This window comes from Pseudoalteromonas sp. Isolate3 (assembly GCF_022398505.1).
Lineage (GTDB): Bacteria > Pseudomonadota > Gammaproteobacteria > Enterobacterales > Alteromonadaceae > Pseudoalteromonas > Pseudoalteromonas apostichopi.
Genome location: NZ_JAKEVN010000080.1, coordinates 1 through 19,950, shown reverse-complemented (window position 1 = coordinate 19,950; position 19,950 = coordinate 1). Strand labels below are relative to the sequence as shown.

At 40.7% G+C, this 19,950-nt stretch carries 14 protein-coding genes; 6 read left to right on the top strand and 8 right to left on the bottom strand.

What is annotated here, in order from left to right:
- The 3 genes from L1D46_RS14545 to L1D46_RS14535 all read right to left on the bottom strand — a co-directional run.
- On the bottom strand, positions 1 to 401 hold a 401-nt coding region (locus tag L1D46_RS14545), incomplete at its 3' end, for a hypothetical protein (RefSeq protein ID WP_239977748.1).
- A 122-nt stretch (positions 402 to 523) separates the two neighbouring features.
- On the bottom strand, positions 524 to 1,090 hold the full coding sequence (locus L1D46_RS14540; RefSeq protein WP_178927178.1) for a DUF2235 domain-containing protein: 567 nt from the start codon (positions 1,088 to 1,090) through the stop codon (positions 524 to 526).
- Between the two features lie 252 nt (positions 1,091 to 1,342).
- Positions 1,343 to 2,059 (bottom strand): enoyl-CoA hydratase/isomerase family protein, encoded by a 717-nt coding sequence (locus L1D46_RS14535; RefSeq protein ID WP_239977747.1) that lies wholly within the window; start codon positions 2,057 to 2,059, stop codon positions 1,343 to 1,345.
- Between the two features lie 204 nt (positions 2,060 to 2,263).
- Between L1D46_RS14535 and L1D46_RS14530 the strand changes: the two genes are divergently transcribed.
- Positions 2,264 to 3,037, top strand: coding sequence for a sulfite exporter TauE/SafE family protein (locus L1D46_RS14530; protein WP_130051145.1), 774 nt, complete (start codon positions 2,264 to 2,266; stop codon positions 3,035 to 3,037).
- Here L1D46_RS14530 and L1D46_RS14525 read toward each other — a convergent pair.
- From L1D46_RS14525 to mnmC, 4 genes are all read right to left on the bottom strand, one after another.
- Positions 3,027 to 4,505 carry a methyl-accepting chemotaxis protein gene (locus tag L1D46_RS14525; RefSeq protein ID WP_239977746.1) on the bottom strand — a complete coding sequence of 493 codons (1,479 nt, stop codon included), beginning with the start codon at positions 4,503 to 4,505 and terminating at the stop codon, positions 3,027 to 3,029. The genes L1D46_RS14530 and L1D46_RS14525 overlap by 11 nt on opposite strands.
- A 7-nt stretch (positions 4,506 to 4,512) precedes the next feature.
- Positions 4,513 to 5,349, bottom strand: coding sequence for a transporter substrate-binding domain-containing protein (locus L1D46_RS14520; RefSeq protein ID WP_167658333.1), 837 nt, complete (start codon positions 5,347 to 5,349; stop codon positions 4,513 to 4,515).
- Between the two features lie 245 nt (positions 5,350 to 5,594).
- Entirely contained in the window at positions 5,595 to 6,230 is a 636-nt protein-coding gene (locus L1D46_RS14515; RefSeq protein WP_239977745.1) for an SDR family oxidoreductase, read from the bottom strand.
- Between the two features lie 126 nt (positions 6,231 to 6,356).
- Positions 6,357 to 8,417: a bifunctional tRNA (5-methylaminomethyl-2-thiouridine)(34)-methyltransferase MnmD/FAD-dependent 5-carboxymethylaminomethyl-2-thiouridine(34) oxidoreductase MnmC gene (mnmC, locus tag L1D46_RS14510; RefSeq protein WP_239977744.1), complete on the bottom strand. Its 2,061-nt coding sequence runs from the start codon at positions 8,415 to 8,417 to the stop codon at positions 6,357 to 6,359.
- 179 nt (positions 8,418 to 8,596) lie between these two features.
- Here mnmC and fabB point away from each other — a divergent pair, with 179 nt between their 5' ends.
- The 4 genes from fabB (at position 8,597) to L1D46_RS14490 (ending at position 17,068) form a co-directional block, all read left to right on the top strand.
- On the top strand, positions 8,597 to 9,811 hold the full coding sequence (gene fabB, locus L1D46_RS14505) for a beta-ketoacyl-ACP synthase I (RefSeq protein ID WP_130051150.1): 1,215 nt from the start codon (positions 8,597 to 8,599) through the stop codon (positions 9,809 to 9,811).
- Positions 9,812 to 9,951: 140 nt separating this feature from the next.
- Positions 9,952 to 11,073 carry a 4-phosphoerythronate dehydrogenase gene (locus tag L1D46_RS14500; RefSeq protein WP_130051151.1) on the top strand — a complete coding sequence of 374 codons (1,122 nt, stop codon included), beginning with the start codon at positions 9,952 to 9,954 and terminating at the stop codon, positions 11,071 to 11,073.
- Positions 11,074 to 11,105: 32 nt separating this feature from the next.
- A complete protein-coding gene (locus L1D46_RS14495; protein ID WP_167658330.1) occupies positions 11,106 to 12,122 on the top strand; it encodes an aspartate-semialdehyde dehydrogenase in 1,017 nt (338 codons plus the stop codon).
- A 320-nt stretch (positions 12,123 to 12,442) separates the two neighbouring features.
- Positions 12,443 to 17,068, top strand: coding sequence for a FimV/HubP family polar landmark protein (locus tag L1D46_RS14490; protein ID WP_239977743.1), 4,626 nt, complete (start codon positions 12,443 to 12,445; stop codon positions 17,066 to 17,068).
- A gap of 55 nt (positions 17,069 to 17,123) precedes the next feature.
- On the opposite strand, the gene L1D46_RS14485 is transcribed toward L1D46_RS14490, so the two are convergent.
- Entirely contained in the window at positions 17,124 to 18,749 is a 1,626-nt protein-coding gene (locus tag L1D46_RS14485) for a M28 family metallopeptidase (RefSeq protein WP_167658328.1), read from the bottom strand.
- Between the two features lie 602 nt (positions 18,750 to 19,351).
- Here L1D46_RS14485 and L1D46_RS14480 point away from each other — a divergent pair.
- Positions 19,352 to 19,945: a TetR/AcrR family transcriptional regulator gene (locus L1D46_RS14480; protein WP_167658327.1), complete on the top strand. Its 594-nt coding sequence runs from the start codon at positions 19,352 to 19,354 to the stop codon at positions 19,943 to 19,945.
- The last annotated feature ends 5 nt before the right edge of the window (positions 19,946 to 19,950 follow it).

Here is a 19,950-nt window from a genome sequence, read left to right as displayed (position 1 = left end):
ATATAATTCATTCCCAATACATACATTGCTTCAGGAGATTCACTTTGATTAATCAAACTCACTAATTCAGCTTCACTTAATAAAGTTAAAGCTTGATCTACAAAGCTAGGGTCTAATAAGTTATCTGTATAAAAACTTTCTATATCGTTTACATGCTTCAAAGTCTTATATTCTTTCGACGTATAACACTTTTTCTCTTGTATAAGGTGAGCTGCTTCATCTTTTCTTGCTGGAGTCCATCCCCTTGGTCCAATAGAATCTTTTTTTAATGGTATTTTTGACTCCGTACTTATATTGAGAGATACCTGTTGGTCTTTTTTATTTCTGCTTTCTATGAATACGGCTTGATAGCCAAAAATGACCGAAGCAAAAATAAATGCAAAAAAAATTACCTTTTGCAAAATGTTTTCCTTTTTTTGAAGTAAATTACTTTAACTTTTCGCTAACCTAAAGAATATTCAATCTATTATTCTTTAGGTTAGTTAAACCCTTTAAAATTACTCTTCAGTTAAGTCTTCTATAGTTAGCACAATATGTTTGTTTCCAGTAATGCTTTACGTTTGTCATCTAAGCAGACGAGGTTGGTAGCTTGTTTGATTATTTTTAAAATAGTATGCCCATCTTCGAAAACAACTTCATAGTCAGGGCGTTCTGCTTTACTTAAGTTAGGCAAACCAATGCTAATTACTATTTCAAATGCTGCGAGATAGATAAAAGGTGTTGCATGTTTATTTAATAAGGGGGATTTTTCAATAATTATTGAGCAAAAACGGCGGGCTAAGGCTGCTCCTCTTGAAAAACCAGTGATAATAACTTGATCGCCTTTTTTTTCAGGCGATATCCGCTGATTAATTAACAAAGAGCACCAGTTGCTATAGGTTCCAAAATCTTGGTAATAAAAGCAGTTATCGACATTACTGTGTATTGATAGACCTTTATTCTCATCATCCTGAAGATTACCACCTGCCATGAAGTGAAATTTCAAAATGTTGGTAATATTATCGTCTTCTTTTTTGCCTTTTTTAACGATTTGTAGGATGTCTTCTGGCTCATTGCCTGTGCCATCAAAGTTAAAAATATGAAGTGCCATAACTCCTCCTTGAGTAAATGAAACTAGCTAACAGCTTCGATACTTCATGATAGCTAAGGTTTGTATATTCAATTGGAAGTTTAGAATTAACGACTATTTATGTAACTCAGAAATTTCTGATTCTGTTTTTTAAGTATCCAATCCATTGAAAAGTTAGATTTTTATATCCATTATAAGATTGAGAAGAGGTGAGGGTCTTTGGCAACCCCCATTCAAACTCTGAAGGGGAATGGATTTATAATTTTTTTTATTTCAAACAACCAACTGAACAGCATCAATAATCGGTTTGTTTTCTATATCAATGGTGTCGATAATATGTTTGTGTAGGCGCTTTTTGTGCTCTGCGAAAATAGCACGTTTTTTATCGAACTGGCTGGCAAATTCGAGGGCGGTATTAAATAAAGTTTCGTTGTCTGGGCAGGCTTGTTCGATTACATGATCAGTGGCAAGTTCGCCTGCGGTAACGCGGCGCCCTGTTAGCATCATCTCGTTAAAGCGATAGTCTGGAATGGCTTTTTTAATAAAGGCGAGCATGCCCGGTAAAAACGGGATTGATAAGTCAACTTCGGGGAAGCAGAAAAAACCGCGATCGCTTTGCATAAATCTAAAATCACAAGCGCACGATAAAATTGCACCATTACCAAAAGCGTGGCCATTGATCGCTGCAATAACTGGCATTGGGAAGAGTAATAAGCGTTTAAATACAGCATCCATTGAATGCATAAAGCCACTTACTTCTGCAAATTTTTGTGTTTTTAATGCGGGCATAAGCCAATCAGTATCTATGCCCAAACTCCATGATTTTTCGCTGCTTGAAGTGATCACTAGTGCTTTGTGCTCAGGGTTACTTTCGATTTCGTCAAGGCAAGTTAAAAAAGCCTCTGCAAAAGCAGGATTGTGGCGATTTTCAGCTGTTGTCATTGTTAAAATAGCAACAGATCCTTGTGTACTTACATTCATCAGTGTCATGCTACGCCTTTATTTTATTGTGTCGTGGGCATAGTTATATACCATCGCCTTGACAAAATAAACCACAAGTCTGACCAGTCGTGAATTTAGGGGCACTTCTCTTTTGGTTGATATGGTCTTTTAGTCGAAAGGGTTTTCCAATTTGTCGCTAATAGTGATTAGTCATGGTAGCTTTAGGTTAAACAGATTATTTAAAGCAGAACAATGGATTTGATCAGTTGGCAGTTTTTGGGTGGAGATTTATTAAGTCCGATCAGCACAATAATGCTCATTGTAGTTGCGGGCTTTACTTCAATGATTTCAGCGGCTTTTGGTGCAGGTGGTGGGTTAATGCTGCTGGTGATCATGGCATCAATACTACCTATGAGTTTGGTTATTCCTGTGCATGGTTTAGTGCAATTAGGCTCGAACGCAAATCGCTTTTTATTCACGTTTAAACATATTGATACGTCGATGTTTGTGTACTTCTCTTTAGGGGGAGTCATCGGGGCGTTGGTTGCCTCAACGATTGTCACATCAATACCGCTTGAATTAATGAAAATAGTGGTCGCTGCCTTTGTGCTTTATTTACTGTGGGGTGTGACGCCAAAGCTCAGAGAAACCTCAAAGTTATGGCGCGTTCTTGCAGGGCTTTGGACCACGTTTATCTCGATGTTTGTAGGAGCAAGTGGGCCTTTGGTTGGCAGCTGCTTATATGTAAATAATTATAATAAGCTTAAATTTACCGCCACATTTTCAAGCTGTATGACAGTGCAACATACCTTAAAAGCGATTTTATATGGGGCTGTGGGGTTTGCATTTTGGCAGTGGTTGCCTTTGGTTATGCTCATGATAATGAGCGGTGCATTAGGCACTTGGCTTGGCCTTAAGTTATTGCACCGCATTTCGTCAGACAAATTTAAAAAGATTTTTCGTTTAGTGTTAACAGTGCTTTCCCTGCAACTCGCGTGGCAGGGGATTATGGCTTTTAATATTTAAACAAACCCAGTTTGGCAACGATGCCATGTTCTAATTCATTGAGTTGGCCTATGGTGTTATCAAGGTGCTGAGCTTCTTGCGATAGGCTCTTAGCGCCTTGGTTAATAAGCTGCATGGTATTTAAGATATCAGCGGTAACACTGGTTTGCTCTTCAGAACTTGCTGCAACGCTCTCGTTCATTTGATTAATGGTATTGATTTGTTTAGCAATATCTTTAAATACCGCTTGGCTTTTTTGATTCGCTTGGCTCACTTTATCGCTGAGTGACTTACTTTGCTCTGTTGCTGTTACGCAGTCAGAGGTATTATTGTGTAGCGATATAATAATCGACTCAATCTCAGACGTTGAATCATAGGTTTTACTAGCAAGCGCTCTTACTTCATCGGCCACCACAGCAAAACCACGACCAGATTCACCAGCACGAGCCGCTTCAATAGCAGCATTTAGAGCCAATAAATTGGTTTGCTCAGCAATACTTTTTATAACATCGAGCACTTGGCTAATTTCATTACTGCTGGCGTTTAGTTGTTTAACTACGTTTGATGTGTGGTCGAGCTGTGCTGCTAACTCATCCACCATGTTACCATTGGCATTCATGTTTTGTTCGCCCTGCTGGCATAAGCGATGTACGTCGGTGGTTTGCTGCGCAGTCTGATTGGCTCCATGGGCAATTTCTTTGGTTGCCTCACTTAACTGACTAAGCGCATTGGTTGCAGAATCTGTGCGGTTATATTCAAGCTCGGCTTCGTTTTTAGAGCGCACTGAGGCTTCGTTTACTGTGCTGGCAATCATTTCAAGCTCGCTGGCTGTGCTGCCTAACTCAGTGATGATTTCTTGCACCTGCGCTATAAATCGATTGAAACCATCAACTAAATAGCCAATTTCATCACTAGATTGATAGCTAATGCGTTTTGTAAGGTCGCCTTCACCTTTGACAATTTCATCAACAAGGCTGTTTACGCTATCGATAGGTTTTATCACTAACAGTCGCACGATATAAATAATCACCGCACCCAAGGCGATAAAAGAGACCAGTAAGGTAATAAACATGGTGCGTGTCGACTCAGCAATGGTGCTATGCAGTGCTTGTTGTGAGTAACCAATTTTTATATGGCCAATTAAATTATCTAAATAGTGTAAATCAATAGTTTTGCTAACTGATGCGTTATTGCTTTGCTTAGTGATAGCGGCAAGTGGCTTATTACGATGATCTGTCACAGAAATGCTATGTACATGTTTGTTTTGCGAAAAGGCTTTAATAATCTGATTGATTAACGGCTCGTCATAAGAGAATACCGGTTCAGCTAAAATAACCTGCATTTGCTCATTAAGGGCAGTGATGTCTTCTTGCCATTGTTGTGTTTGATTCGATTTTGCAAGTAGGTAGTTTGCGCTGATCACGAAGATCACGCTAAGTAAAAGGCACAAAGACAGTGCCAAGGTCATTTTATATTTTAATGATTTCATTGTGCGCTCATTGAAATGGGTTAAACCACAAAGGGCTATTTTTATTGGGTGTGTTCGACGATAACGTTGGGTTATCTAGCTCAATAACGCGACGCGAGCTTAAGTTGGCTTTTGATAAAACAGTTTGTACTTGGCTGTCTGCCAAAAACATCGCGTTAAATGTGCCATCTTCAATCATCTCTTTTAGGGCATCATTTAATTGCTTGTGTAGTGTGTGATTGTTTTTGTTGACGAAAAAGTAAAGAGGGGCGGTGTATTTAATTACCAAGTGTGGTTCAACCGTAAGGTTAAGTTCTGAGTGGTTGGCAATTTCATCCCAAGGCTCATTCACACCACGTGGGAAGTAATCAAAACGTTCGCCTTCAAGCATAGGGAATAAGTTAGGGTATTTTAATGTGGTAACAACGGGCAATTGGTTCGCTTTTAATATTTTAGTATCTGGCCAAGTTTTACCTTGCCCAGCGGTGAAGCGTTTTAAATCTTGCAAGCTATTTACCGAGCTAAACAGCTCGCGGTTTTGAGCTTTTACAATTGCTACTCGCATGCCAAGTAAGCCACGAAACAAAGGAATATAAACGGCCTGATAATCTTGCTCTAACTGAGTTGATGTCATGCTCCACATCACATCAAGCTGGTTGTTTTTTACATCGTTTAGGATACGCGCGTTAGAGATATCTTTATTGGTTTCGTAAGGGTGAACATAATCTAAGCCAGCCCGTTCAATGGCGCTGATCAATAATTTGTGGGGAAGGGAGGTATCGCCACTGTAGCTCTGTACTTTTACCGGTGCGGCATAACAAGCCGATGTAAAAGCAAAGCAAAAAAGAAAAGCAAAATGACGCATAAAGCACCTTTGTTATTATTATGTAAACAATAAACTAAAGTGCTTTACGCGCTTTCTCAATCTTATTTCTTATGCATACGTATTCATACCAATCCGCAATAATACTTAATCATTTTGAGGGATTAAACCTGTCGCTATCTGCGTTAAAAATTTCTGATTTAAACAACTAAATAACGAAATTTTTGCCTTGCTATCAACAAGGTTTTCTTGCCTCAAAATAGACCACTTAATTAAACAAATTGGTATCAATCGTTCAGTAGGCTGTCGATTGACTTATCACCATTAAATAATTCAAACACTTGTGGTTTTTTCGGTGTATGTTCAGCAAGGTATAGCAGGGTATCTGCTACATCTTCACGGTTGATCACCGCATCTTGGCGGGTTGCAGGTCGCGTAGTTGTCAATAATCCCGTTGCTGCATCATTTTTCAGTGTGCCGGGTCTGACTATGCTGTAGTTTAATTCGCTATTGATCAAATGTTGATCAGCCATGTGTTTTGCCACTAAATACGGTTTTATACTGCTTTCGATATTATCTGGGGCGTCAGCGCCAATTGAACTGACTATAATAAAGTGCTTAACTTTGGCATCAACCCCATAATTAATCGCTTTTACTGCAGCCCATAAATCAATCAGTAAGGTTTTATCTGCACCCGTTGACCCACCAGAGCCAGCACTAAAAATAACTTGTTCAACGCCTTCGAAGGCGCGACTAAAATCGTTTTCGAGGTCTTGCTCGACAATCGTTAAATGACTACTTTCAAGCGTGCTCAGCTTGCTTTTATCTCGAACCAAAGCCACCACGTCATGACCACTTGCCAGCATTTTTTCGGTGGTCATTTTACCTATTTGACCCGTTGCACCAATGATTAAGGTCTTCATATCAAACTCCTTCTAATTGCTTTGTAAGTAAAGACCTTGGGGTGTGAATTTATTTTTAAAGGGGAAACTAAAAACGAAATTGTAATCAAGAAAAATAACGGGGCTAATTAAAGCCCCATCGAATCATTATATTTTATTACGAATTAGGTCGCGTACAATAAAGCGGGCGGGGTGAATAGCTTGACTCACGCGTTCGCTAAATGGTCTTGGTTCATTGTTTAAACAAGCAATTAAATGCTCTGCACATAAAGGGGCACTGCACAGGCCTCTTGCACCAAAGCCAGTGAGTACATGCAAGCCTTGCAGAGGTTTCGTTAAAGTTTGGTACTGATATCGCTTACCTAAGCGAAGATTAGCAAACGCGCTTACATAATCACTTTGTTCAGCCCACTCACCAGCCATGGGTAGATGGTCGATGAAGGTGCATCTTACTGCTGCTTTTGCCGCTGTTATCTCACCTAAGGTCGTTGCAAACTCGCTGTCTGTGTAAAAACTTAATAGTTGTTCGCGATTGGTGTGGTTGTCTTGCTCTTTAACTTCACGGCTTTTTGAGTTTTTTTCAAAGGTCGCGCCCATACAATGATGACCCTGATATTCAGGAGTAAAATAGCCCTTATGGCAAAGCACGGTCTTTAGGCGTTTTGACTGCTCGCTTGCTTGCACATGCGAGACTTGGCCGCGCACACCCACAACGGGCAGAGCGCGAGTTTGACTGAACTGATCGCTGTGTTCACCAGCACAGTTAATTACATCGCTAAATGGTCCGAATGTTTGCTCTTTAGTGTGTAATAACCAGCCATCAGCGGTTTTTTCTAACTTTTCAATATGGCAATTAAAGTGACTGTCCATTTTATTATAGGTAGTCGCACTTAAAGAGTTTGCGGCATTAAATAGTGCTTTAACCAGAGCTGGTGGATTTACCCAGCCGCCTTTTGCAAAGAATACACCTGAATAACCCGTATCCACGCCGGCAATTTCGTCACCTTCTTCAGCGCTTACATTACGCATTAATTCAGCTGGCCAAAGCTCTTTATCAGCAAGGTTTTGATGTTTATCTGCTAGACCTTGTTTAACTGCATGTTGCAATACACCACACCACTGGTGAGGGTAGTCAAAACCATCATCAAGTAATTGCTGGTAAAGACGCATCGCATATAAAAAGCTATGGGCAAACATTTCACTGTGCGGTGAATTCTTCGCTTGTAGATGCGGATAAACAGCTCCTTGCACATTATGTGAAGCGCCCATGGCAAGCGCTTCATCTTGGCAAAAAAGCGTGGCTTTTAGGCCTCTTTTTGCCAGCGAATACAGTACACTGCCACTGGCAATACCGCCGCCGATAACAGCTACATTACTCAGTTCACTTTGCTGATGAGCAAAATACGCAGGCCCTGATTGTTGCTCATTAGGTTCGGTGAGCTCGCCAATCAGCATTTCGCGCTTTTTGCCATAGCCTTTTGCTTTACTCATGCTAAAGCCCGCTTCGATGAGTCCTCTTCTTACAAAGCCTGCGGCCGTGAAAGTGGCGAGTGTGGCGTTTGCTCTTGAGATAGCTCGCATCTTGTTGAATAAGCTTTGCTGCCACATATCTGGGTTTTTACTTGGTGCAAAGCCATCTAAATACCACGCATCAACAACCCCTTCGCTTGGGTAGCCCATGGTATCAATACTGTCTTGCACGTCACCAAAATAAAGATCGAGTATTAGTTTGCCGCCTGCAAATTCAAGGCGATGACAACCTGCCAGATTAATAGGGTATTGAGCAATCAGTTGCTCACTATATTCATTTAAATTAGGCCAGGCTTTGAGTGCTTGGGCGAGATCATCACGCTTAATAGGAAACTTTTCAAAAGAGATAAAGTGCAGGCGGTTAACACTTTTTTTGTCAGCTTTTTTACCACTAAGGTCGTGTTGATTTTGAACTTCTAGCTCTGCATGCTGCCTATCAAGGTAAGCAGCAAAGTGTTGCCAAGTATTTAAAAAGTTAAGCCCCGTACCAAAGCCTGTTTCAGCAATCGTAAAGTGGTTACGGTCATGATTTTGTAATCGTTGCGGGATATGGTTTTGTTGATAGAACACATAATGTGATTCGGCTAAGCCATCGTCATTAGAGAAATAAACATCGTCAAACTGATCGGCGACAGGGGTACCAAGGTGATTAAAATGAATATGTGCGTTTTTGATCATGGTTTAACTAATTAACTACAAACTTTTTTCATTATTTTACGTGTTTTCTTTGAAATAGTCTGGCGTTATTTATAAGCTAGACATTCAGAGTACATGTGTACGCTAGAAAGCTGACCACTTCGAAAGTAATTTCAGCGTAAAATAGAACACAATTTAGTATAGAGCTAAGGTAATTACCCATGAGAAGAGCCGTTATTACGGGCATCGGTGTTGTTTCAAGCATCGGTAACAACAAAGAAGAAGTATTAGAATCATTAAAACAAGGCCGTAGTGGTATTGCGTTCAACCAAGAATTTGCTGACTACAACCTACGTAGTAATGTATCTGGCAAAATCGATATTGATGTTAAAGAGTTTGTTGATCGTAAAGCAATGCGTTTTATGGGCGATGCTGCTGCATACGCTTATATTTCAATGTCTCAAGCAATTGCAGATGCAGGCCTTAGTGAAGAGCAAGTTTCAAACGAGCGCACTGGTTTATTAGTGGGTTCAGGTGGTGGTTCATCTAAATGGCAAGTTGAAGCGGCTGATATTTTACGTGAAAAAGGCGTAAAACGTGTTGGTCCATACATGGTACCGCGTACTATGGCGAGTACGACTTCAGCGTGTCTTGCAACACCATTCAAAATTAAAGGTGTTAACTATTCAATAAGTTCTGCGTGTGCGACATCAGCACACTGTATTGGTCATGCGGTTGAGCAAATTCAACTAGGTAAGCAAGACGTAATTTTTGCAGGTGGTGGTGAAGAGCTTCACTGGACACTCGCTATGGAATTCGATGCAATGGGTGCATTGTCTACTAAGTACAATGAAACACCAGAGAAAGCATCACGTACATACGATGCAAACCGTGACGGTTTTGTTATCTCTGGCGGTGGCGGTATCGTTGTTGTTGAAGAGCTTGAGCACGCACTTGCTCGTGGCGCGCATATTTACGCAGAAATCACAGGCTACGGTGCAACATCTGACGGCTACGATATGGTAGCTCCATCAGGTGAAGGCGCAGTTCGTTGTATGAAACAAGCAATGCAAGGTCTTGAAGGCGGTATTGATTATTTAAATACCCACGGTACTTCAACACCTGTTGGCGACGTTAAAGAGCTTGGTGCTATTCAAGAAGTATTTGGTGGTAATTCACCAATGATCAGTGCAACCAAAGCGATGACAGGTCACGCTTTAGGTGCAGCAGGTGTTCACGAAGCAATCTTCTCGTTATTAATGCTTGAGCATAACTTTGTTGCTCCATCTATCAACATTGATGAACTAGATGAGCAAGCTGCAGGTCTAAATATCGTAACTGAGCGTAAAGACGTTGAACTTAACAATGTAATGTCTAACAGCTTTGGTTTCGGTGGCACTAACGCCACACTAGTAATGAGCAAATATAAAGGTTAAACCTCTCCAGTATTTGCTTAAAGCCGAGCAATTGCTCGGCTTTTTCACATAAATAACCCCAAAATCGTCTTAGTTGTTACCTATCCGAATACTGATAAATTCGCTACAATAGCGCCACTTTCTGCCTTTCGGACACACAAATGAAAATTCTTGCAGATCAAAATATGCCATTGGTTGAGCAGTACTTTGCCGATTTTGGTGATGTTGAGCGATTTGATGGTCGTAGTCTACAGCCAGAGCAGCTTGTCGGGGTCGATATTTTGTTAACCCGCTCTGTTACGAATGTAGATAAAAGCTTATTAACTCAAGCAGATAAATTAAAATTTGTGGGCACAGCAACTATAGGTGTTGATCACATTGATACTGAACTACTCGCTGAGCGAAATATAGCATTTAGTAGTGCACCAGGTTGTAATGCAGTTGCAGTCGCTGAATATGTTATTAGCAGTTTATATTCTTTGAGCCAAGAAAATTCCAGCTCATTACAAGGTAAAACTATAGGTATAGTTGGCGTTGGCAGCATAGGCAGCTGTTTACGTGATAAGCTAAGCCTGCTTGGTATGAATGTGCTGCTATGCGATCCACCAAAACATGAAGCCGGTGAGTTGGCAGAGCATATTGAGTTAGACGCATTATTAGCTCAAGCTGATATCGTAACTTTTCATGTGCCGCTGGTTAAGCAAGGGCCACATAAAACCTTGCACATGCTAGACGAAACGCGCTTAAAGGCACTTAAGCCTGGAATGACTATTATCAATGCAAGCCGTGGTGATGTGATTGATAACAAAGCATTGCTAGCACTGTTTAAACAAGGCGCAAAATTAGATTGCGTGCTTGATGTTTGGGAAAACGAACCCAATATACTGACTCCTCTGCTTGATTATGTGCGTTATGCCAGCGTGCATATTGCAGGGCATACACTCGAAGGTAAGGCCCGCGGTACACAAATGCTGTATCAGAAAGTATGTGAGCTTGAAGGTATCGCAGCACTTAAATCTCTGGACGACTTTTTACCAGAGCCAATTAGTCATTCTGTCACATTAGGTGAAACCTTTAACCAAGACGATATCGGCCGCTTGGTGCACTTAATTTATGATGTACGTCGTGACGATGGCATTTTACGAAGTAAATTAGCAAGCGAAGGCTTTGATAGTTTGCGTAAGAATTACCCGCCACGACGAGAGTTTAGTACTTTGTCGGTGGCTGCTAACAGTGCATGTGAAGGCGCATTAGCTGCACTGGGATTTAGAATTAACGAATAAAGTCATTTGCTTTATTCAAAAGAGGAAAACACATGTCGCAAAAATTTAATGTAGCCGTATTAGGTGCCACAGGTTTAGTGGGTCGTCAAATTATCGAAACTTTGGAAGATCGTAAGTTTCCGGTAGACCAATTATTTTTACTCGCAAGTAGCCGTAGTGCCGGTGAAGAAATTCAATTTCGCGGTGAAAGCCTTGAAGTAATCGATGTTGAAGAGTTTGATTTTAGCCAAGCTCACATTGGTTTATTTTCAGCAGGCGGTAGTGTCTCTGAAAAATACGCACCCATTGCGGCAGACGCAGGCTGTGTGGTGATTGATAATACATCACACTTTCGTAATGACTTTGACGTACCATTAATTATTCCCGAAGTGAATGCATCAAGCTTAGCGGATTTCAGAAACCGCAACATCATTGCAAACCCTAACTGCTCAACTATTCAAATGTTGGTGGCGTTAAAGCCTATTTATGACGCTTATGGTATTGACCGCATTAACGTATCAACTTATCAAGCAGTATCAGGTGCGGGCAAAGAAGCGGTTGATGAACTAGCTAAACAAACAGCGAACTTAATGAATGCACGCCCAATGGATAATGCCGTTTTCCCTAAACAAATCGCCTTTAACGTGATCCCACAAATCGACAGTTTTGAAGATAACGGTTATACCCGCGAAGAAATGAAAATGGTCAACGAAACACAAAAAATCTTAGGTGATAACAGTGTTGTGGTTAACCCTACTTGTGTTCGTGTACCCGTGTTCTTTGGTCACAGTGAAGCGATTAATATTGAAACGCGTATGCCAGTAGATATTGAACATGTTAAGCAGCTATTAAACGATACACCAGGTGTAGAGTTTATTGAAGACTTAGCCGATTATCCAACAGCGGTGTCAGACGCCAGTGGTAATGACACGGTTTACGTGGGTCGTTTACGTGCTGATATTTCGCATCCACATGGTTTAAATATGTGGGTTGTTAGTGATAACACGCGCAAAGGTGCAGCAACAAATAGTGTGCAGATTGCTGAAGAGCTAATCGCAAATTACTTGTAAACTGATGATTTAGGCTGAGCTAAATTTGAGAAAAAGCGGCAATTTGCCGCTTTTTTTGTGAATTCACTGCCAAATTATTGCCGCATACGTTGTAAAAGCGTATAAACTTAACGATAACAATAAAAAAGCCTCTCAGCCGCTATTATTTAAGCTATTTACTATCAAGGTGTTGCAATAGATATTGCAAGGCAACTAAGTTATAGTTTGCAGCTGGAATAGAGCTTGCAAGAAAACATAATTAAGAATCAATTCTGCAAGAATTACTTGATGTTTAAGCAACTAAGGTTGCTGTGTTAACATTTAAAACATAAAGGATCAGCATGCGCGGTTTAGCAACACTCTTCATATTAGCGTCTGCATTGGTGGTAACACCGACATACTCTGATGAAGGCACCACACTTAAAGGCCCTAAAGGTGTCGATTACGGTGCGCAGGGGCGCTCTATTGGTCCAATTAAACCGACCGATACATTATGGCGCATTGCCGCTAAAATTCGCCCTGACAACTCTGTAAGTATTTATCAGGTCATGCAAGCTTTGTATGACAAAAACCCATCATCATTTTTAGACCAAAACCTTAATCATATGCGTGATGGCGCATATCTAAAAATCCCAACTATTGCTGAAATGCGTGCGGTCAATCCGACGCTAGCAAAAGCGCGTTCTGAACAAGATGATGAACTATGGGAAAAGAAGAAAAACGGTACTTTGACTACCGCTGAAATCAATGAATCACAAAAGAAAGTCACCCAAGCCCGTAAAGTTGATGTAGACGAAGCAAAGCAAGAGCTTAAGCAAGAAATCAACACCATTAAAACAGAACAGGGCACGCAGCTTGTCGAGTTACAAAAGCAGTTTAAATCGTCGGTTGAAAATGTTGAAGAAATCTTAGCAGAGAACAATAAGCTCAAAAAACAACTTACAGGTATCTCTAAAGAGCTTGAAACCGTTCGAGATCAACTTGGTCAAGACAGTGAAATTCAAAAGCAGCTGAAAGAACTGATCACTAAACAAAATGAAATCATAGAGCAGCAAAAAGCAAAAAAGATTGAAGAGGACAGTGGGTTCAACTTTTCGGATTTACTGAGTAACCCATTTGTTCTCGGTGCATTAATGTTTATTCCTGCATTGCTAATCATTGCTGCCGTTGTGATGTTTTTGAAAAAACGTAACAACTCTAGTGATGACACTGATGCCAGTGACGACGATGAATTTTTACCACAAAGTCCAAGTTATAATCCTGATGATGAGTTAGAGTCGATAGTAGAAAATGATCCACTAGTTCCAGATCCGGTTGAAGAAAATGACGACTTGAGTGTTCGTTTAGATGATGACTTAGACCAAGACATGTTGCCAGATGATGACATCATTTTTGACGACAGCATTGATGATAGCTTTGATGAAGACGACAGTGTTCTAAATCAAGATGAGCTAGAAGGGCTATTAAGTGATGACATCGAGTTTAATGATGAGTCTTCAAGTAATGCTGACGATGATGATTTAGATGCATTTTTGCAGCAAGATTTCGATCAAACCGATGACGACAGTTTGGGTGATGAAATTGATCTTGATAGTGGGCAGCCTCAAGCTGATTCATCTGGTGATATTTTAAGTGCTGACGATATTGACGACTTATTTGATACTGATGAAGATGACTCGTTAGATAACGCGAATGATGAAATGGCAGCGCTTAGTGAAGAGCTCGCAGAAGATGACGCTGAAGATGATTTTGACATTGATAGCTTAATTGATGAGCAAAATAACACAGATTCTAATCAAGAAGTAAACCTAGACGAAATTGATGATTTACTAGATGAAAATAATGATGCCGCAACAACTAACGTTGAAGCAGAACTTATTGATGAAGATGATTTCGATATCGACAGCCTAATTGATGAAGCGCAAACAGAAGAGCCAGCAGCCGAAGCGAATGATGCAATAGAAAACGACGATCTTGATGATGCGCTGGATGTTGATGACATTGACTCGCTATTAGATGAAGTTCAAGAGGAACAAGCTCCTGTCGAAGAGACAAGTGCCGATGAACTCATTGATGAAGACGATCTTGATATCGACAGCCTAATTGATGAAGCGCAAACAGAAGAACCAACAGCTGAAGCGAATGATGCATTAGAAAACGATGATCTTGATGATGCACTGGATGTTGATGACATTGACTCGCTATTAGATGAAGTTCAAGAGGAACAAGCGCCTGTCGAAGAGACAAGTGCCGATGAACTCATTGATGAAGATGATCTTGATATCGACAGCTTAATTGATGAAGCGCAAACAGAAGAGCCAATAGCTGAAGCGAATGATGCATTAGAAAACGGTGACCTTGATGATGCACTGGATGTTGATGACATTGACTCGCTATTAGATGAAGTTCATCAAGAACAAGCGCCTGTCGAAGAGGCAAGTGCAGATGAACTCATTGATGAAGATGACCTTGATATCGACAGCTTAATTGATGAAGCGCAAACAGAAGAGCCAATAGCTGAAGCGAATGATGCATTAGAAAACGATGACCTTGATGATGCACTGGATGTTGATGACATTGACTCGTTATTAGATGAAGCACAAGACGATCCAGAGCCACAAGAAGAGCAAGAACCTGAAGCAGAGCTTGTTGAAGAGCTAACCGAAGAACCTAGTACAGATGATTTAATCGATGAAGACGAGCTTGATGATGCTCTTGATGTTGACGATATTGACTCGTTATTAGATGAAGCACAAGACGATCTAGAGCCACAAGAAGAGCAAGAACCTGAAGCAGAGCTTGTTGAAGAGCTAATCGAAGAACCTAGTGCAGACGATTTAATCGATGAAAATGAGCTTGATGATGCTCTTGATGTTGACGATATTGACGCGTTATTAGATGAAGCACAAGACGATCTAGAGCCACAAGAAGAGCAAGAACCTGAAGCAGAGCTTGTTGAAGAGCTAACGGAAGAACCTAGTGCAGACGATTTAATCGATGAAAACGAGCTTGATGATGCTCTTGATGTTGACGACATTGATTCATTATTAGATGAGGCACAAGAAGAGCAAGAACCTGAAGCAGAGCTTGTTGAAGAGCTAATCGAAGAACCTAGTGCAGACGATTTAATCGATGAAAACGAGCTTGATGATGCTCTTGATGTTGACGACATTGATTCATTATTAGATGAAGCACAAGAGCCAGAACAAGAATCCGCTGAAGAGCCTACCGAAGAGCCTATTTCAGATGATTTAAGCGATGAGTTTGATACTGATGACATCGACTCATTACTCGATGAAGTTGATGCAGAGTCAGAAGAACCTGAGTTAACAGATGATAGTGATTCAGATATTGATGACAATGCTGCGCAAGATGATGAACTAGATGTAGCAGATATCGACTCTTTGCTTGATGAAGAGAGCAGTGATGAGCAGGACTCTGACGTTGATGATGAGCTAGAAGAGCTTATTCAGCAAACAAATGAGCTGAAGCAAGACACCGAAGCGCAGATCTCAGATTTAAGCCATGAACAGAGTGACAGTGCAGAGCATGATGAGAATCTACAAGAGTCGCTAGAAGATTTAGCCGATGCAGATCAAGCTGTTGATGACCTGAATGTTGAATCGATTGCCTCTGAGTTGGTTGATGACGCGGATGATAGTGACGAAGTTGATATTGATGAGGCGTTAAATCAAGAGTTTAATGAAGATAGCGATGAGCTATTAGATGAAGATGATAGTCTAGATGAATTTGATGATTCATCACTGAAAAGCGTTGATGAGTTATTAAATGAAATTGGTGAAGAAGATGATTATGTCGAAGCACCAGATTGGTCAATAGATGAACCAGAGCAAGACATTGAAGAAGTTGAAATTGATTTAGGCGATGATCCACTTGCAGATGAAGACCTAACCGATGAATTTGATTTAACTGCCGATGAAGAGCCATTACAGCAAGATACGGTGACTCCTAGCCAAGAGTTGGAAGAGTATCCAGAACTTGAGCTAGATGAAGCAGGTTTTGAATTAGATGAATCTGATGAAGACACTTCTAATCAGTTAGACGAAGATGAGCCATTACAGTTAAGTCAGGCAGAGCAAGACCTTGCTAACTCATTAGCAACGGGTAATGAGCTTGGTCAGTTAGACGATGATTTTGATGATGACATCTTGCTTGATAATGAATTCACAGAAGATGATGTTCTTGATTCTGAGGGCGACTTGCCGGAACAATCAGAAAATGAAGGCACAACAGAGTTAACTAGCGAAGAGCCAATTGATGATGAGGTTGCTGAAAGCCAAGACGAATTAGAGGATTTCCCTGAATTCGAATTAGACGATATTGAACTTGATGATGCTGCAGAAGCTGAGCAAACATTAGCTGATATCGAGTCTAATTTAGCTGACGAGGCTGATTTAAGTGAGCTGTCAGATGATGAAATCGATGATGATTTTATGGCTGATCTCACTCAAACAGACTTTGATGCGCTGTTAAATGAATTAGCAGAGCCAGATGAAGCTGATATTGCTGATGCCAGTGAATTTGATGTTGATTTTAATGCCCTATTAAATGAAGACTTACAGAGTGAAAGTCAACAGACAGTTGAACCTGCAGTAGCGGCCTTAGAGGATCAAGATGAACAAGCGCAACAAGCTACAGCTGATGAGTTTGTAGATATTGATTCATTACTTGAACAAAGTGATGATGAAGCTCTAGACCATGAACCTTATGACGAGGTTGATATGGATGTAGGATTGAGTGATTTTAATGACTTACTTGCAGGTGATAATCCAACTGATGTTGATGCCGAAAGTGGTGGTTACTCAGCTAAACTGGACCTAGCAAGGGCATATATCGAAATAGACGACTTTGATGCAGCACTGCAAGCTATTGAAGATGTGATAGCGAATGGCCCTGATGAAGTGCAAGAAGAAGCACAGTCATTAAAAGCTAAGATAAGTGAGTAATACTAATCAATAAAAAACCGAGCTAATAGCTCGGTTTTTTATATCTAAGCGAAGGCTATTGCTTGTCTTGTAAGCGGCGAGCTTTGAAGTCAGACTCGGCTTTCCATTTTGGCCAATCACCGTTATTAGCAAGCTTGGCTGCAATATCAACGATCAGTTCAATATCTTGCTCAACACCACCCATAGACCACTCGGCTGAATAGTCGTCAGCTTCTTTATGATATTTATGAGCAATATAATCAGGATCTGTATCGCCTAGGCTCATAAATAGTAAGCTTGGAACGCCTTGTTTAGCTAGAGAGAAGTGATCAGAGCGGAAGAACAAACCATTTTGAGGACGAGGGTCCATTTTTACATGACGACCTTGTGCTTTAGCGGCATCTGCAAGGTAGTCTTCCATCTCAGACATACCTTTACCGTATTGCAATATGTAGTCAACGCCGTCTAGCACGTTCATACCATCAATATTAAGCAACGCGACCATTTGTTTGGTTGGTACAATTTCGCCAGTCGCAAATTGCTGAGAACCAATAAGCCCCGTTTCTTCAGCCGTAAAGTTGGCAAAGATAATAGAGCGCTTGAATGGCTTGTTCTTATGCATTTCGGTAAGAATTCGGGCTATTTCCACTGTTGCTGCACTACCTGATGCATTATCTACAGCACCATTATAGATTTTTACGCCGTCATCAGTTTGCTTCGTACCAAAGTGGTCCCAGTGTGCGCCAATTACAATGTACTCATCAGGAGTTTCGCTGCCTTTTAGGGTTGCAACAACGTTATGCGACTGAGCTTGAGAGATATCACTTTGCAGTGTCAGCTCTGCCTTAGCGTTTAAATCTACGGGTTTAAAATCTGCTTTTAATGCATTGGCTTTTTCAGTTTGATAATCAAGGCCGGCTTGAGCAAAGATTTCATTTGCAGCTTGCTCATCAATCCAACCCATAACAGGAATGTCGGAAACATTTTTCTCTTGGTCGATTAAGGTATATTTACTGCCAGTGTTTGAGCTTTCAACTACGCTCCAAGGGTAAGCCGCAGGAGCTGTTTCGTGAACGATGAATACCGCTTTTGCGCCTTGTCGTGCACCTTCTTCATATTTGTAAGTCCAACGGCCGTAGTAGGTCATGGCATTACCTGTGAAAAGTGCTTCGTCTTGGGTCGCAAAACCTGGATCATTAACAAGTACGATAATGGTTTTGCCTTTGACATCAATATCAGCAAAATCATCCCAGTTATATTCTGGTGCATTAATGCCATAGCCAACAAACACAACATCAGAACCATCAATATTAATCTCAGGGTTAATTTGCTGAGTGCGGGCGGTAAAATCACTGCCAGCATTAAAGCTTAAATCACCCACTTTTAGGGTCATGTTTTGATCTGGGGTGAGTTTTGCCATAGTAACTGGCTGTAAAAACTCGCCATTATAACTACCTGTTAAGCCGAGTTTTTTATACTCGTCAGCTAAATAGTTAATGGTCAGCGTTTCTCCTTCAGTCAAAGGGCCACGGCCTAAGAATTCATCAGAGGCAAGTGTTTTAATATGTGAGCGCACATTGGCAATGTTAACGGCTTCATGGTTTTCAGCACTTGGCTTATTAGCGCTAGATATTGGTTGCTCAGAGCAGCCGAATAAACCAACTGCAAGTGCCAAGCTTGCATATTTAAGGTGAGTTGTCATAGTTTTTCTGGTTGATTGCACAAGGTTTCACTATATGGGACGAGAAGGGGGGCTGTCCAGAAAGAGTCTGCAAATAACTAATTATTCAGGATGAAAGGGTAATAATGCACTTTTATACCAGTCCGCAATAATACTTAATCATTTTGAGGGATTAAACCTGTCGCTACCTGCGTTAAAATTTCTTATTTACGACGGCATGGATGCAGAAGGTAGCATGCAGGAGCAATTGTCGATCACAACTAAATAACGAAATTTTTGGCTTGTTATCAACGAGGGTTTATTGCCTCAAAATAGACCACTTAATGAGCGAATTGGTATTACTCTATCAAGTGAACGATTAAGTGTTATTAATCTTGGTATCTTGAGTTCTAAAACCTCGGCAACGACTGGGTACTGAATGATACTTGCGCTTGGTATGCTTTTTGTTGAGGGGTTAATTGGGTTATATCAAGATAGAGTGGCGATTGCTAACCATTTTTGAAAATCTCAATTTTTATTATAAGTAAATGTCCTGTGTAGTTTTTTGTGGCTTGTTGTAAAAGTAAACTGTCTAGTGCATTTTTTGTTTTTACGGTACACTAGTAACTTGATTGGAGGGGCACATGAAACTATCACAGAGAAAGCGATTAGATATTTTGAATGCAGCAGAGACATTATTTTTTCAGCAGGGTGTTGAGAATACAAGTATGGATCAGGTTGCAAGCTTGGCGGGCGCCTCTAAGCGTACGGTATATAACCACTTTGAAAATAAAGATGTGTTGTTCCAGGCTATTCTTGTGTTTATGTTTGAAAAAGTACGCCAAGAGCAAGCTGTTGTGTTTGATGCTTCTTTGCCAATAGCAGAGCAGTTAACCTGTATTGCCGAGCAAGAAGTAGCGCTACTAACCTCTGAAGAGTTTTTAAAAGTGGCGAAAGTAGCCTTCATGCAAATGTTAAAACAGCCTGATTTAGCTAAATCATTAGCTAGTAACAACATGGGCTGCATGCAAGATCTTGTGTCGTTTTTAGAAGCAGGAAACCAAGCGCAGGCTTTAAGTATTGATGATGTTGAGTTCGCTGCAAAACAATTTGTATATCAATTAAAGTCCTTAATTTTTTATCCATTGCTGTATGGCTTTGAACGTCAAGCTGGCGACTCTGATAGTAAAGTGATTAGTGAAACCGTGAAAATGTTCTTAGCGCGATATGGGCGCTGATTGTC